This window comes from Agrobacterium genomosp. 2 str. CFBP 5494, assembly GCF_900013495.1.
Classification (GTDB): Bacteria; Pseudomonadota; Alphaproteobacteria; order Rhizobiales; family Rhizobiaceae; genus Agrobacterium; species Agrobacterium pusense.
In genome coordinates, this window is record NZ_LT009719.1 from 152,864 (window position 1) to 168,357 (window position 15,494).

At 59.5% G+C, this 15,494-nt stretch carries 14 protein-coding genes; 2 read left to right on the top strand and 12 right to left on the bottom strand.

All coding sequences use genetic code 11. From position 1 onward, the window contains the following. Position 1: 1 nt before the first annotated feature. The 5 genes from AGR2A_RS15630 to AGR2A_RS15650 form a co-directional block, all read right to left on the bottom strand. Entirely contained in the window at positions 2-1,558 is a 1,557-nt protein-coding gene (locus tag AGR2A_RS15630) for a formate dehydrogenase beta subunit (protein ID WP_072493749.1), read from the bottom strand. After that, positions 1,555-2,034: a formate dehydrogenase subunit gamma gene (locus AGR2A_RS15635; protein WP_006700320.1), complete on the bottom strand. Its 480-nt coding sequence runs from the start codon at positions 2,032-2,034 to the stop codon at positions 1,555-1,557. The genes AGR2A_RS15630 and AGR2A_RS15635 overlap by 4 nt, the downstream gene beginning before the upstream one ends. Positions 2,035-2,149: 115 nt before the next feature. Next, on the bottom strand, positions 2,150-3,073 hold the full coding sequence (locus AGR2A_RS15640; protein ID WP_006700319.1) for a LysR family transcriptional regulator: 924 nt from the start codon (positions 3,071-3,073) through the stop codon (positions 2,150-2,152). A gap of 100 nt (positions 3,074-3,173) precedes the next feature. Further along, a complete protein-coding gene (locus AGR2A_RS15645) occupies positions 3,174-3,896 on the bottom strand; it encodes an aspartate/glutamate racemase family protein (protein ID WP_072493768.1) in 723 nt (240 codons plus the stop codon). Between the two features lie 21 nt (positions 3,897-3,917). Further along, positions 3,918-4,547, bottom strand: a complete 630-nt coding sequence (locus AGR2A_RS15650; protein WP_022563864.1) for a flavin reductase family protein — start codon at positions 4,545-4,547, stop codon at positions 3,918-3,920. Between the two features lie 129 nt (positions 4,548-4,676). Between AGR2A_RS15650 and AGR2A_RS15655 the strand changes: the two genes are divergently transcribed. Beyond that, positions 4,677-5,354: a GntR family transcriptional regulator gene (locus AGR2A_RS15655; protein WP_006700316.1), complete on the top strand. Its 678-nt coding sequence runs from the start codon at positions 4,677-4,679 to the stop codon at positions 5,352-5,354. A 9-nt stretch (positions 5,355-5,363) separates the two neighbouring features. Here AGR2A_RS15655 and AGR2A_RS15660 read toward each other — a convergent pair whose 3' ends face one another. The 7 genes from AGR2A_RS15660 to AGR2A_RS15690 form a co-directional block, all read right to left on the bottom strand. Then, entirely contained in the window at positions 5,364-6,386 is a 1,023-nt protein-coding gene (locus tag AGR2A_RS15660) for an ABC transporter ATP-binding protein (RefSeq protein WP_080823115.1), read from the bottom strand. Beyond that, a complete protein-coding gene (locus tag AGR2A_RS15665; protein ID WP_004444579.1) occupies positions 6,383-7,366 on the bottom strand; it encodes an ABC transporter ATP-binding protein in 984 nt (327 codons plus the stop codon). Before AGR2A_RS15665 ends, AGR2A_RS15660 begins: the two co-directional genes overlap by 4 nt. Beyond that, on the bottom strand, positions 7,359-8,852 hold the full coding sequence (locus tag AGR2A_RS15670) for an amidohydrolase family protein (protein ID WP_080823116.1): 1,494 nt from the start codon (positions 8,850-8,852) through the stop codon (positions 7,359-7,361). Before AGR2A_RS15670 ends, AGR2A_RS15665 begins: the two co-directional genes overlap by 8 nt. Next, entirely contained in the window at positions 8,852-10,045 is a 1,194-nt protein-coding gene (locus tag AGR2A_RS15675) for an amidohydrolase family protein (RefSeq protein ID WP_037092945.1), read from the bottom strand. The genes AGR2A_RS15670 and AGR2A_RS15675 overlap by 1 nt, the downstream gene beginning before the upstream one ends. A gap of 5 nt (positions 10,046-10,050) precedes the next feature. Then, a complete protein-coding gene (locus AGR2A_RS15680; protein ID WP_004444582.1) occupies positions 10,051-10,998 on the bottom strand; it encodes an ABC transporter permease in 948 nt (315 codons plus the stop codon). Positions 10,999-11,016: 18 nt separating this feature from the next. Beyond that, positions 11,017-11,985 (bottom strand): ABC transporter permease, encoded by a 969-nt coding sequence (locus AGR2A_RS15685; protein ID WP_004444583.1) that lies wholly within the window; start codon positions 11,983-11,985, stop codon positions 11,017-11,019. 240 nt (positions 11,986-12,225) lie between these two features. Further along, complete coding sequence (locus AGR2A_RS15690) at positions 12,226-13,791, bottom strand: ABC transporter substrate-binding protein (protein ID WP_080823117.1); 1,566 nt, start codon at positions 13,789-13,791, stop codon at positions 12,226-12,228. A 159-nt stretch (positions 13,792-13,950) separates the two neighbouring features. Between AGR2A_RS15690 and AGR2A_RS15695 the strand changes: the two genes are divergently transcribed. Beyond that, positions 13,951-15,486, top strand: coding sequence for an amidohydrolase family protein (locus tag AGR2A_RS15695; protein ID WP_080823118.1), 1,536 nt, complete (start codon positions 13,951-13,953; stop codon positions 15,484-15,486). Positions 15,487-15,494 lie beyond the last annotated feature (8 nt).

A 15,494-nucleotide genomic window follows, 5' to 3' on the forward strand; every position in this document is an offset into this window, starting at 1 on the left:
CTTACTCCGCCGCTTCAACACGTGGGATGGGGGCAAAATCAGCAGGGAAATGCCGGAGCGCGCTCATGACGGGATAGGGCGTGAAACCGCCGAGCGCACAGAGCGAACCGAATTTCATGGTTTCGCAGAGGTCTTCCAGCAACGCCGTGTTTTTCTCCCGCTCGATTCCGAGCGCGATCTTGTCCACCGTCTCGACACCGCGTGTCGAGCCGATGCGACAGGGTGTGCACTTGCCGCAACTTTCGACGGCGCAGAACTCCAGCGCAAACCGGGCCTGATGCAGCATGTCTGCCGTATCATCGAACACCACGATGCCCGCATGGCCTATCAGGCCACCAGCCGCCGTGAACGCTTCGTAGTCAAAGACCGTGTCGAACAGCGACACCGGGAAATAAGCGCCGAGTGGTCCACCCACCTGCACCGCCTTGACAGGCCGGCCGCTGATCGTGCCGCCGCCGATATCGTTCACAAGCTGCCCGAGCGTCAGACCGAAGGCGGTTTCGTAAAGCCCACCATTCTTGAGGTTGCCAGCAAGCTGGATCGGGATGGTGCCGTGCGAACGGCCGACACCGAAATCGCGATAAAACGCTGCGCCACGATCCATGATGACCGGAATGGAAGCGAGCGAAATCACGTTGTTCACGACGGTCGGCTTGCCGAACAGGCCCTGCAGGGCTGGTAACGGCGGCTTGGCGCGCACCGTTCCGCGTTTGCCTTCGAGGCTATTGAGAAGCGAGGTCTCCTCGCCACAGACATAGGCGCCGCCGCCCATGCGCACTTCCATGTCGAACGCGCGGCCTGACCCGAGGACGGAGGACCCAAGAATACCCGCACGCCTTGCGATTTCGATCGCCTTTTCCATGACCCTGATGGCGTAGGGATATTCCGAGCGGGTATAGATGAAGCCCTTGGTCGCGCCGACGGCGAGGCCGGCAATCGCCATGCCTTCGATCAGCACGAAGGGGTCGCCTTCCATGATCATCCGGTCGGCGAAAGTGCCGCTGTCGCCCTCATCCGCATTGCAGACGATGTATTTCTGGTCCGCCACCGCATCGGCAACGGTCTTCCATTTGATGCCGGTGGGGAAACCAGCGCCGCCGCGTCCGCGCAGGCCGCTCTGGGTCACCTCCGCGACGATATCCAACGGGGCCATCGCAACAGCTTTTTCAAGACCCTTCATGCCCTGATAGGTGCGGTAATCCTCCAGCGACAATGGATCGGTGACGCCACATCGAGCAAATGTCAGACGCGTCTGGCTTTTCAGGAACGGAATGTCCTTTGTCAGCCCGAGACAGAGGCGATGGGCCCCACCGGTCAGAAAATCTGCGTCAAAAAGTGAGGCGACGTCGCTTGCCTTGACGGGGCCATAGGCGATACGGCCATGCTCGGTGCGCACTTCAACCAGCACTTCAAGCCAGAGCATGCCGCGCGAGCCGTTGCGCACAATCTCGACCTCAAGGTTTCGGCCAGCGGCCTCACGGGCGATGGCATCGGCAACGCGGTTTGCGCCAACGGCAAGAGCGGCGGAATCGCCGGGAACAAAAACGGTGACACTCATCGGCGCGCCTCCGTCAGAATGTCGCCAAGACAGTCCTCATCAAGACGGGCATGGACTTCGCCATCCAGCATCAGGGCCGGTGCCTGAGCGCAGAGCCCGAGACAGAAGACCGGCTCAAGCGTGACGGAACCGTCGGGCGCGGTTTCGTGCCAGTCGAGGCCGAGGCGGCTCTTGATGGTTTGCGCAAGAGGCTCGCCACCCATCGACTGGCAAGCCTCGGCGCGACAAAGCTTTAAGACATGGCGACCATGCGGATGATCCCGGAAATCGGGGTAGAAGGTGACGACGCCATGAACCTCGGCGCGCGATATGTTCAGCGCGGATGCGATGATCTGCTTGGCGCTTTCCGGGATATAGCCGAATTCTTCCTGCATTGCGTGCAGGATGGGCAGCAAAGGCCCCTCCAGATGGAGAAATTCATCAATGATGGCGGAAACACGCGCCGCCTCATCTACGGCAACCGCTCGAATATTCATAAGCCAGTCCTCCCAAACCGACAGGGGCAGGGATAACGAGCGGGATATAGTCAAATCCTTTCGCAGCCCTGCAGTGCTTGAAAGAATGTCGAGATCGGCGGGATCAGGTCAATAATCAGTTTCCGTCATTTGATAGGAAATTTCTATCAAATGCCTTTTCGGCGGCCCTTTGGCGAGCCTCGTGAAGCAGCGCGGAGACAAGCGGAGTGTGTGGTTCCCGGTGGGTGGCAATCAGGCCCACGAGGTGTTCGGGGTCCGGATCGGTAATCGGGATTATCCTGATCTGCTTAGGAAAACCGAACGATTCCGCGAGGTTGCGCGGCATTATTGAAGCCCATTGTCCGGTGCGGATATGAGAAAAAAGCACGATCATCGAGTTGGATTCGAGCGTCGGCTTGGCCTCCACGCCAGCTTCGGCCATGTGCCGGTTGATGATGCGCCTGTTCTGCATGTCCGGAGTTAATAGACAAAGCCTAAGACTGGAAACCTGTTGCCAGGTAACGCTTTCCTGATCAGCGAGCGGCGTTCCGGCAGCTGCGATCAGGTGATAACGCTCGGAATAAAGCGGTACGGTGGTCACGCGTCCGAGCGGCTCATTGTCGAGGTAACTGATTCCCGCGTCGATCTCGAGGTTTTCAATCTGGCTCAAAACCTGCAGCGAGGTGCGGGACGTGACGGAAAAAGTCACATCGGGATGGCGCGCCTGGAAGGATTCGGTCAATCGCGGCACCATGGCAAGCGCGGTCGGAATGACGGCCAGACGTATATGTCCGGCAAGGCCCCTACGGGCGGCGCGCATTTCCTCACGCATGGTGCGTGTATCGCCAACGATACGACGCGCCCATTCAAGCACACGCTGGCCTTCCGGCGTCAGCCCCTGATACCGCGCTGAACGCACCACGAGAACGACGCCCAACTGATCCTCCAGCTGCCGGATTGCCGCCGACAGGCTGGGCTGGGAGACACCACATTCCTCCGCCGCCCGGCCGAAATGTTCAGCCCGCGCCAATGCAATGAAAAATTCCAGCTTGTCGATCATACGCTCTCCCCCGCGGCGCGCCCGCTTGGCCGGTGTGCGCGGGAGAACACTAGAACGTGGCGCAAGCGCCCGCAAATGGCCGCGGGCATTTTCCTGCAAACTAGGCGCAGGCGACGAGGGCCGGCCCCTTCACCCGCGGATAGTCGTAAGCATTGACCTTCGAGGTATTGTAACCGGCGCCAACAAGAGCTTCGGCAAGCTTGATCGCCGCCGTCACGCCATCGATGACCGGAACACCCGTGGCGTCGCGCAGCCGGTCGCAGAGCGAGGACATGCCCGCGCAGCCGAGAATGATCGCTTCTGCCGCATCCTCCCGCTTGGCGGCCTCGATTTCGCGCCGAAGCAGCGCTTCCGCAACCTCTGGATCCTCCTCAAGACCAAGAACCGGCAGGTTGATTGCCCGGACCTTCCGGCAATGCCGTTGCGCGCCGTAATCCTCCACCAGATCTTCGATGATCGCGATGGAACGCGGCAGCGTCGTGATGATCGAGAAGCGGCGGCTGATCGTCATCGCCACCTGCACGGCGGCCTGGCAGATGCCGATGACGGGTCCACGCGCCACTTCGCGTGCGGCGTGAAGTCCGGGATCGTCGAAACAGGCGATCACATAGGCATCCACGCCCAGCGCCTCGCCCTTGCGGATTTCCGCGAGCAGCCCGGGAACGGCCATGGCCTCATCCGCCTGCCCTTCGATGCTGACGGGGGTATCGTCAGGATTTGCCGCGGAGACGTGGGTCTCCTTCTGCTTGACCCTTAACGCGCTATCGAGAGCCTGCGCGGTCATGGAGGCGGTGGAATTGGGATTGATCAAACGAATATGCATCGCACGCATCCTGATGAGCTGTCACTTGCCGTCAGGCGCGGTGAAATCGGTGATTGGTGGCGCCTTCAAAACAAACTGGCGGTCCGAGGTAATGTAGTTGTCGGCGTGAAGCCGGGCGATCGGCTGGTAGCGATCGGCATCGACATAACGTCCCTCTTCATCGAGGCATTCGTTATGAACATGCATATGAACCACTTCGCCCAGCACCAGCGTGCGGCGGGGGTAATCGATCAGTCGCTCCACCCGGCACTCGAAGGCGCAGGGCGATTGCGCGGCATAACTCGCATCGATCTTGCTACAGGGCATGGCAGTAAGCTTGGCCATCGACATCTCGTCAACTTCATTGTCGAAGCCGAGACCGCAGATCAGCATCTGCTCCGAAAGCGACATATCGACCATATTGACGACGAACTCGCCAGTGCGGCGGATATTCACCATCGTATCCTTTTCCTCGCCGCTCACCTTCGGCTGAATGCCGAGGACCACGATGGGCGGATCATGCGAAAAGACGTTGAAGAAGCTCATCGGCGCTGCATTGTTATGGCCAGCTTCCGAGCGGGTCGTCACGAGTGCGATCGGCCGCGGACCGATAAAATTCGTCAGAAGGCGGTAGCGGCTCTGGGGCTCAAGCGCGCTGAAATCGAATTCCATGATCGACATCCTAATTTAGTCTACAATTATCTCTCATATTGTTGACAATGTTGCAACCAAAATCCCGTTGATACGGTTGACTTTTTCATTCACATCACGCTTCTCTAGGACGATTGGGGAGTATGTCGAATGAGCGAGCAGGCCGGCCCGTCCACGCAGCAGATTGTCGAGAAAGTATGGCTTTCGATCGCCGAACGCCGGCTGCGTCCGGGGGTGCAGCTGAAAGAAGAGCAACTGGCGACAATCTTTGGCGTCAGCCGTGCCAGAATCCGCCAGGCCTTGTCCGTTCTCGAACGTGACGGACTGGTGACCATCGTTCCCAATCGCGGTGCTTTCGTCTCCAAACCGTCGGTCGAGGAAGCCCGCGACGTCTTCTTCGTGCGCCGTACCGTCGAGCAATGCGTTGTCGAAAGACTTTGCAAATCCGCCACCAAGACCGATCTCAAAAAGCTACGCGACCACGTGGCCAAAGAGCGCGTGGCCAATGCCAAAAACGTCACGACCGACATCATCAAGCTTTCCGGCGGGTTCCACCTTCTGCTTGCGGAAACGCTCGGTTCTGATTTCCTCTTTACCACCATGCGCGACCTCATTTCCCGCTCGTCGCTGATAACAGCCGTTTACCGTAACACGGATCGCTTCAACTGCGGCCCGGACGAACATGCAGAAATCGTTGATGCGATCGCCAACAATGATCCGTCGCGGGCCATCCACCTGATGACCCACCACCTCGAGCATGTGGAAGCGGAGCTCGATCTCAGCGAAATCCGCGACCTTTCCCACGACCTGCGCGCCGCGCTCGGCTGATTTTTCCGCTCAGGCGCGATGTCGTTCGCCCGCCCATTGCCTGTCATCTTCGACCAGATGACAGGCGACCCGCGTGCCGTTGGCAAGGCTCTTCACCTTAGGCACTTCTGCCGAACATTGCGCCGTTGCGAGCGGACAACGCGGGTGAAATGCGCAACCCGAAGGCGGCTTCAGAGGGCTTGGCACTTCACCGGCAACAATCTCCCGGTCCCGCTGCGGCGCCTTGATATTAGGGATCGTCTGGAGAAGCAGCCGTGTATAGGGATGGCGCGGATTGGCGAAAAGCTCTTCCGTATCCCCCTCCTCCACAATCCGGCCGAGATACATCACCGCAATGCGGTCCGACATGTGACGAACAACGCTCATGTCGTGGCTGATGAAGAGATAGGTGAGGCCGAGTTCATCCTGCAGGCGGCGCATGAGATTCAGCACCTGCGCCTGCACCGAAACGTCGAGCGCCGATGTCGGCTCATCGCAGACGAGGAATTCCGGTTCACTCGCCAATGCACGGGCAATGGAGATGCGCTGGCGTTGGCCGCCGGAAAATTCATGCGGAAACTTTTCGCCGTCAGAGGCCGACAGCCCCACAGTCTTCAGAAGCTCCTCCACCCTATCCATCGTCTCAGCCTTGGTCGCGCGCAGCTTCAATTCGCGGATCGGTTCGGCGATGATGTTCTTCACCCGCCAGCGCGGATTGAGCGAGGCATAGGGATCCTGAAAGATCATCTGTGCCGACAGCGGTTTACCCTTGCCGCCTGCCGCGAAACGAAACTCGCCGGCACTTGGCCGAAAAAGTCCCGTTACCAGGCGGGCAACAGTCGATTTGCCACAACCGCTTTCACCGACGATACTGAGACAGCCGCCGGCCGGAACGGAAAAATCGATATCGTTGACGGCCTGCACGAACTGCCGTGGTTTGCGCTCGATGATGCGATTGAGCAGCGGGGCCGAAACGTCGAAGGTTTTCGTCAGGCCCTTCACCGTCAAGGCCGGCTTGCTCAATGCTGCCTTTTGAGATGCGGATTGTGTCATGCTGTGCCTCCTGCATTCAGCCAGCACGCACTGGCGCCGTTGCCGACGGTTTCAAGTTCAGGCCGTTCCCGCCGACAGCGCGGCCCGGCAAATCCACAGCGTGGATTAAACGCGCATCCGGGCGGGATCGCGTCGAGACGCGGCATTGCGCCGTCGATCTGGTTCAGCCGCTCCACCCGTGCGCCAAGTGACGGGATGGAGGCCATCAGGCCCTGCGTATAGGGGTGGCGCGGTTCGTGCAGCACCTGCTCGACCGGGCCCACCTCGATCAGCCGGCCGGCATAAAGCACCGCCACACGGTCGGCAGCCTCGGCAATGACGCCCATATCGTGGGTGACGAGCATGACCGCCGTCTGCTTTTCCTTGCACAGCCGCCGCAGCAGGGAAATGATCTGCGCCTGGATCGAGACATCGAGCGCCGTCGTCGGCTCATCGGCAATGATGAGTTTCGGAGAGGCGGCGAGCGCCAGCGCAATGACGACACGCTGGCGCATGCCGCCAGAAAACTGGTGCGGATAATGATCGACACGATCCGCAGGTGATGGAATACCGACATCCTTCAACAGTTGAACGGCCCGTGCGCGTGCATCCGCTTTCGACAGCGGCAGGTGCTGGCGGATCGTCTCGACAAGCTGCGCACCGACCGTAAAGAGTGGATTGAGCGAGGTTAGCGGGTCCTGAAAGATCGCGCCGATCTCACGACCGCGAATGCTTTCCATCGCCCGGTCATCCAGTTGATCGATACGGCGCGACCCTAGCCATATTTCACCATCGGCAATGTGGCCGGGTTTCTCGAGCAGGCCCTGTATGGCAAGGCCCGTCATGGATTTGCCGGCACCGGATTCACCGACAACACCCAGGATTTCACCGGGCCGGATCGAAAGGCTGATATCGGAAAGCGCAGTAACGGTGCCTCGACGGCCGGGAAACTCGACCTTGAGATTGCGGACATCGATAACCGATTGGTTCATGTCAACCATGCTGGGCGACCTCCACCGGATAGCTCGGAGGGAAGATTTCGGAGACGGGCGGATTTGCCCAGCTCCGTTCGGGATATTTTGCAATCAGGCGATCGAACTGCGCCTGCGCCTGTTCACGGGCACGCCGCATGTCGATACGGGCAACCTGCCTTTCACGCATGGAAAGACGGCCGTCGACAAAAACGGCCCGCGTGACCTTGCCCGAACCACCGGTCACCAGCGTGGTGATCGGATCGATGCTCGGCGCCATGACGGTATCGTCGAGATCGAAGACAGCAATGTCTGCCCTTGCGCCCGGGGAAAGATGGCCAAGGTCGGATCGTCCAAGAGCCCGCGCGCCGCCAAGTGTGGCCGCATCGAAGAGATCGGCACAGCGGATCTGGTCCGGAGCACCGTCATTGATGCGGCAGGTGATCAGCCCTACGAGCAAATTCATCAGCATGTCCGCCGGGGCCGTATCCGTTCCCATCGCAATATTGATGCCGCGTTTGCGGCAGGAGGAGAAGGATGAGAGCGTGCTGCCACCACGGCTCGAAACCAGCGGACAGTGGACGATGGAGACGCCGTTTTCCGCATAGAGCACCAGATCTTCTTCCGTCGCATTGGTGGCGTGCGGGGCGATCAGCCTTTCGCTGAGCAGCCCGGCCTTGGCGAGCCAGACTGGCGCGGTCGAACCGTGGAGCTTGCGAACCGTATCGACCTCCATGACGCCCTGCGCCATATGGAGACGGAACTTGCAGCCGAGTTCGCGGGCCGCTGCGTCGGTGCGCTCAATGAGCGCCAGGGTGGAGGTTTCCACGCGGTCCGGCGCCAGCATGCCGCGCACCAGATCGCCGTGCCTTCCACTCTGCTTTTCGATGAAGGCGATTGCGTCGGCGAGGCCCTGAAAACCGCGCTCCTCATCAAAAACAGGCACCATGCGGCCCGGTTCTTCCAGCACCATGCCGCCTGAACGGAAGGCGGGGCTGAGATAAACGCGCAAACCAAGTTCCCCGGCGGCATCGGCGGCCGCCTCGAATTCCGCCACGCTCTCCCCCCATTCGCGATAAAACAGCGATGCGATGGGGGCTGCCGTGGTGATGCCATTGAGGAGCAACTGCCCGAAGGCGAAACGCTTCTGGAAGGCAAGCTCTTCCGGGGAATACATTTCGTAGGGACCAGCCTCGACATAGGAGCGCGGCCAGACACGACCCTTCGCCCAGCCCGGATGATGATCAATGCCGAGGATCGTCGTATCGAGATCGGAAAGCGCATCGAGATCGATCAGGCCGGGGCTGACGAGCGCATTACCAAAATCGATACGCCGGGCGACCTCTCCGGGAAATTCATGCCCGACAAAGACGATTTCGCCGTTTTCGAAGACAACCTCGCCGTTTTTCAGAAGGCGGTGCGATCCATCCTTGTGCCCGACAACCCAGCTGGCTGTCAGCAACGTTCGCCCTTGCGGCCTTTCGCCCAATTGCAACGCATTGAGAACATCGCTCATTACGGCGCCTCCACGATGGCTTTGCCGTTTCTCGCGGTAACCCGGCCGCCTTTGACCACCAGCGGCCGAGGCGCGATATCGACAACGGCTTGCGCCAGCGTTTCACCGGTCAGGAGCGTGAAGTCGGCGGCACAGCCGATCTCCATGCCGTAATCCTCAAGACCCATGACATCGGCGCCACCCTTGGAAACGACATGGAGCACATGCGCAAGTTCGATATCCGAGCGCAGACCGTTTTTCATGCCGATGATCTTGGCGCGATCCAGCATGTCCGGCTGTCCCCACGGACCCCATGTGTCGCGGATGCCATCACAGCCGCCGCCAACGCGCACACCCGCCTCCTTGAGGCGCATGATCGACGGCACGCTTGCCGATGGCGCACCGGTTGTCAGGATGGCGACATCAAGCCGCGCAATCTCGTCGATCAGCCTGCCGACGCGCAGATAGTCGTTCATGCCAAGGGCAAAGGCGTGGCTGATGGCGACGTTGCCCTGCATGCCGTTTGCCCGGATGCGCTCGAAGATGAGCTCCATCGTGAAGGCGCCGAGGTCGGCGGCTTCGTGCAGATGAATATCGATCGGCACGCCATGTTTTGTCGCCAGTTGAAAAAGAATGTCCAGCTGGCCCTTCGGATCGCGGTCAATCCCGCAGGGATCGATGCCGCCAAGCACCTCGCAGCCCTGCTTCAACGCCTCATCGAGAAGCTCCACCGTGCCGGGCATGACCATGACGCCGGATTGCGGGAAGGCGACGACCTCGATGTCGATGATGCCATTAAGCTTCTCACGGGTTTCCCATATGCCCTCTACCAGTTTCAGGCCATGGGTGGGGTCGATATCGACATGGCTGCGAATATGGGTGCCGCCATTGGCCGCAAGGCCGATCGCATGGCGCATGGACTGGCGATGCGGATCGATGCCGATCTGAACGCGGTTTTCCCGCTCGAAATCGATCCGCTCGCGCAGGATAGCAGCACGATTGTTGACGTGCCAGGGCATGCCCCACGTCGTCTTGTCCAGATGCGTATGGGCATCGATAAGACCGGGAACGGCAATTGCTCCCTTGCCGTCCTCAACCGGCATGCCGGGTTCGGCGTCAAATGTTCCGAAACCTGAAATCTTGCCGTTCCTGATCAAAATATCGCAGGCTTCGCCCGCCATGGGCCGTACGTTGCGCAGAAGAAGATCGTGCATGGAGCTCACCTCAGTTTCGGATTGAGCGCATCGCGCAGCCAGTCACCCAGAAGGTTGACGGTGACGACGAGCAGGCAGAGTTGGAAGACAGGGAACAGCACGATCCACCAGGAGCCGGAAAACAGGAACTGGTTGCCGATACGGATCAGCGTGCCGAGCGACGGCTGGCTTGGTGGCATGCCAATGCCAAGGAAGGACAGCGTCGCTTCCGTCAGGATCGCCATGCCGAAATTCAGCGTGGCGGCAACCATGATCGGCGTTAACGTATTGGGCAGGATATGCGCCGCCATGATGCGGCGGGCGGGCACGCCGATCAGCTTAGCGGCCTGAACATAGTCCTTGCCGGTTTCTACAATCGCCTGTGCACGGACCGTTCGCGCATATTGCACCCAGGCGGAAAGCGCGATGGCGAGAATGAGCACGGCGGATGCACCGACCTCACGCAGATTGTCGGGCAGCATTTGCCGCACAACTGTCGACACGAGGATGGCAACCAGAATGGTCGGGATCGAGAGCGTGATGTCACCGATGCGCATCAGGAGGCCATCGGCAAAACCGCCGAAGTACCCCGCCACCAGACCTGCCGTCATGCCGATGACGAGCGAAAGCAGCACGGAGGCGACACCGATGACGATAGAGATGCGTGTGCCGTAGAGAATGGCCGAGAGCATGTCGCGTCCCTGCGTATCCGTTCCAAGCAGAAACGGCCATTCGCCGCCCTCCTGCCAGATCGGCGGCAGCTCGGCCTTCCACATGTCCAGCGATGCACCGTCATAGGGATTCTGGGGCGCAATCCACGGCGCGAAGACAGCTGCGAGGATCAGGATTGCGAGAATGAGCGCGCTGATCTTGGCCGATTTACTGCGGCTGAACGACCAGTAGAGGTCGCTATCGCGCATGCGGCTGAAAAGTGACCGACGGGCGGTTTTTTCCGTTTGCGAAAGGTCTGTCATGAAACTGGCTCCCTTCGGTCAGCGCGCGGTGCGCAGACGCGGATCGATGACGGCATAGGCGATATCGACGAACGTGTTGAGGACAACGAAGATGAAGGAGATGATGCAGAGATAGGCCGCCATGACGGGGATATCGAGGAAGGTAACCGCCTGAATGAACAGCATGCCCATGCCCGGCCACTGAAACACCGTTTCCGTGATGAGCGCGAAGGCGATGAGCGAACCCACATTCATCGTCGTCAGTGTCACCACCGGCATCAGACAGTTGCGCAGCGCATGACGGAAGTAGATCCGCCAGCGCGGAATGCCGCGGGCCCGTGCGAACTTCACGAAATCGGACCGCAGAACTTCAAGCATTTCAGCCCGCACCAGACGCATGACGAGGGTGATCTGATAAAGCGAAAGCGCGATAGCCGGAAGAATGAGCGCAGCACGCCCGGACGAGGTCAAAAGCCCGGTTGACCACCAGCCGAGCTGAACGACATCGCCACGGCCAAATGCCGGTGCCCAGCCGAGGGAAACGGAAAAGACAAGAATGAGAAGAATGCCGACAACGAAGCTTGGCAGGGACACCCCGACGATCGACAGGAACTGCAGACCTTCCGTGTACCACTTCCCGCGCCGGATCGCCGTCAGAACACCCAGAGGCAGGCCGACGACCAGAGAGATCACGGTGGCAACCAGCACCAGCTCAAGGGTCGCGGGGAACCTTTCCGCGATCAGCGGCAGCACCTGCTGGCCGTTGCGGTAGGAAACGCCGAAATTGCCCTCCGCCGCGTCTTTGACGAACCGCAGATATTGGGTCGGCAGGCTGTCATTGAGGCCGAGCCTCTCACGCAGGGCTGCACGATCCTCCTGCGAGGTCTGTTCGCCGACCATCAGCTCGACGGGATCACCCGCCAGCCGAAAGATGAGAAAGGCGATAAGCGCAACGGAAAGCATGACCAGCACGGCATTTCCCAAACGCTTGATGATGAATACCAGCATTGTTACCTCTCGGACGCGAGCCTGAGCCGCGCAGGCTTTCAGGTTCGATCATTCTCTTCCAGAGATGGGCAAAGGTTACGCGGCGTGTAGGAACCACGAACACAGTGCAACTTTGTCGACAATTTTTGACACGGTTTCGTCGGCTTCACATCCAGTCAAATGAACTGGTGCGTGCTCGAATGTCCGCTGAAACAGGTGAGGCGCTCGGTCCAGTGACCGGCGCCTCGCTTGCTGTCCGTCTTATTTGTCGAGCTGGGTCAGCCAATGGCGTGGCTTGTTGTCGGCGCGGAAGTCGACGCTTTTGACCTTGGCCAGCATAGCCCACGCAATCGGCTGCTGATGCAGCGGAACGAGCATGGTCTCGTCCTTGGCGATTTTCAGCGCAGCTTCTTCGAGCGCCAGGCGTTTCGTATTGTCCTGCTCCTGCGCCGCCTGCGCAACGAGCTTGTCGATCTCGGGATTGGACCAGCCGCCATAGTTGGAGACGCCCATCGCGCCCTTGCGGGTCGAGAGGATCTGCGACAGCATCGAGAAGGCGTCAAGAGTCGGCTCGTTTGCCCAGCTGAGGTTGAAGACGTCAGCCTTGCCGCCATTGCGCTTGGGCGATTGCACGGAACGTGGCGCAATATCGATGGTAGGCTGGAAACCGCCGCGCTTCAACATGTTGGCAACGCCCGAGCAGATATCCTCTTCGTTGACGCTCTCGTCATTCATGCAGGTATAGGTGAAGGCAAGGTTCTTCATGCCCGCATCGGCGAGCAGCTTCTGCGCCTTGGCCGGATCGGCCGGCTCGAACGTGTCGAGCGATTTGGCATAACCAGCGATCTCAGGTGCGATCAGCGAGCCGGATGGTCTTGCAAGACCACGCATGACTTTTTTGTTGATCAGGTCACGATCGATGGAGGCTTCGAAGGCCTGACGAACGCGCAGATCATTAAAGGGGTTCGGCTGGCCGTTTTCCAGTTTTTCGCGGCGGTTGAAGCCAATGAAAAGCGTGCGAAGCTCGGTGCGCTTCTTGACCGTGATATTGGGCGAGGATTCCAGACGCGGCAAATCCTGGATCGGGGCGGAGTCGATCAGGTCGATTTCACCTGACAGCAGTGCCGCGACGCGTGTTGCCGCAGATGCGATCGGCACGAATTCGATGCGGTCGAGATTGTGCTTCTTCTGGTCCCACCAGCCTTCATTGGCAACGAGAACAGTCTTGCTGTCGGGAACGCGGCTTTCGAGCTTGAACGGGCCTGTGCCATTGGTGTGCATGGTGGTGTAGCCATCGACCTTCGACGCGAAGTCGGTAGGCTTCTCGCTATTGTTATCTTTCAACCACTTGGCGTTAAAAATGAAGATATTGGTTATGTCGTTCAGAAAGAGAGAAGTCGGCGCGTTGACATCGAGGTCCACCGTGTAGTCGTCAACTTTTTTGACGCCAGCGTAAATCGGGATATTGCCCCGCAGCGGCGACGTCGCGTCCGAAGCGCGCGTGAAGGATGCGACGACATCATCGGCGGTGAAGTCTGCACCGTCATGAAATTTCACGCCCTTGCGAAGGGTAAAGCGCCAGGTCTTTCCATCAATCAGCTTCCACTCGGTGGCGAGTGCCGGCTCGATCTGGAAGTCCGGTCCGTAGCGGACGAGACCCTCGTAGATATGATTGAGAAAAGCGAGGTTGGATGTGGACGGGACCGAATAGGGATCGAGCGAATAGAGATCGGCGCGACCGCCCCAGCGAAGGGTCTCCGCGCTGGCGGGAACGGCAATGGCGGTAGCAGCCATGGCCGCCAGGACAAAACTTCTGATACGGGACATTTGATCCCCCCTTTTTATTGATCGTTGGAAACCGGCACGGGTCCGGTCAGGCAGAAGGAGTATTGTTTCGCTGAGGCTTATTGTCAATAATATTGTTGACAATTATCGTACTCAAAATCGCAAGTTTTTGAATACGAGTTTAAGCGAGGAGGAGAGAATATGACAGGCTTTCTGCTGCGGCACGGAACGATCGTTACGGTCGACAAGGAGCGGCGTATTATTGAGAACGGCGCACTGGCGATAGAAGGCGACAGGATTGTCGACATCGGCACTGTGGATGAACTGGACCCGCTCCACGGTGATAAGGTGGTTATCGACTGCAGAGGAAAGCTTCTCATTCCTGGCCTGATCGATGCCCATGGCCACGCGGGCCACGCCCTTCTTCGCAGCATCGCAGCGGACACCAATGCGATGTGGATGAAAATCATCACCCCGACCTATTACCACTACGTCACCCGCGACTACTGGTATGCCGACGGGCTGATTTCCGGCATTGAACGGCTGCGCGCCGGGGTGACGACCGGGGCCAGCATCATCACTTCGATGCCACGCGCGGATGACCCCGTCTTCGCCATCAACCACGCCCGCGCCTATAGCGAACTCGGCCTTCGCGAAATCATCTGCGTCGGGCCGTCAGGCCTCCCATGGCCTCATCCGGTCACAAGGTGGGAGAGCGGTCTACCGGAACGTCGCGACGTTAGCTTCGACGAGATGATGGATGGCAGCGAAGCGGTGATCGAAGCATTGCACGGCAGCGCCGATGGCCGCATCAGCGTTTTCCTGACGCCTTTCACCATCGCACCGTCGGTCGAACCCTCCAATGCATCTACGCCGGACCAGGCAGTGAAACTGACAGAGGGTGACAGAATGCAGGCCCGCCGGATACGCGAGATGGCGCGCAAGACCGGTGTCAGGCTTCATTCCGACGCCTTTGCCGGGCAAATTCGCATGGCGTTTCAGGACAAGGAAAATGCCCTGCTTGGCCCTGACATTCACCTTCAGCATTGCTGGGGTATCTCCCACGACGAAATAGATATACTGGCCGAGACAGGCACATGCGTGACCCATGCGCCGCCGGGCCGCGCAACTCCCATCATGGAAATGATGTCAAAAGGGATTCGTGTCGCCATCACCACCGATGGCGCAGCTCCAAGCCGCCATTTCGACATGTTGCAGACGGCGCGCCTGGCACAATTTACGCAGCATCTCCTGCACAATCACGACCGCTACCTGCTTCCGCCGGGCAAGATCTTAGAGATGATCACGATCGATGCCGCCCACGCTATCGGCATGGAGGACGAGATCGGTTCGCTCGAGATCGGCAAGAAGGCTGATGTCGTCATCATAGACATGCGGAAGCCGCATCTCATGCCCATGTGGATGCCGGTCCACCGTCTGGTCCATCAGGTTCTTGGAAGCGATGTCGATACCGTCTTTGTAGACGGTAAATTGCTGATGGAAAATGGCCGGGTACTGACATCAGATGTAGACGCCGCCATTTCCTTCGGCCAACAGGAAGCCATGGCACTGGCAGAACGGGCGGGTCTGAAAGCACACATGCACGATCCGGGCTGGGGCTGCCTGCTGCGCACGTTCGACGAACCCGTGCTCCCTCCACGTCCGCCGGCGGATGGGAGATACCGCGCCGCCGACCAAGGGCCTGTTCAGGATCACAAATCGACGCGGGATCACTAATCGACTGG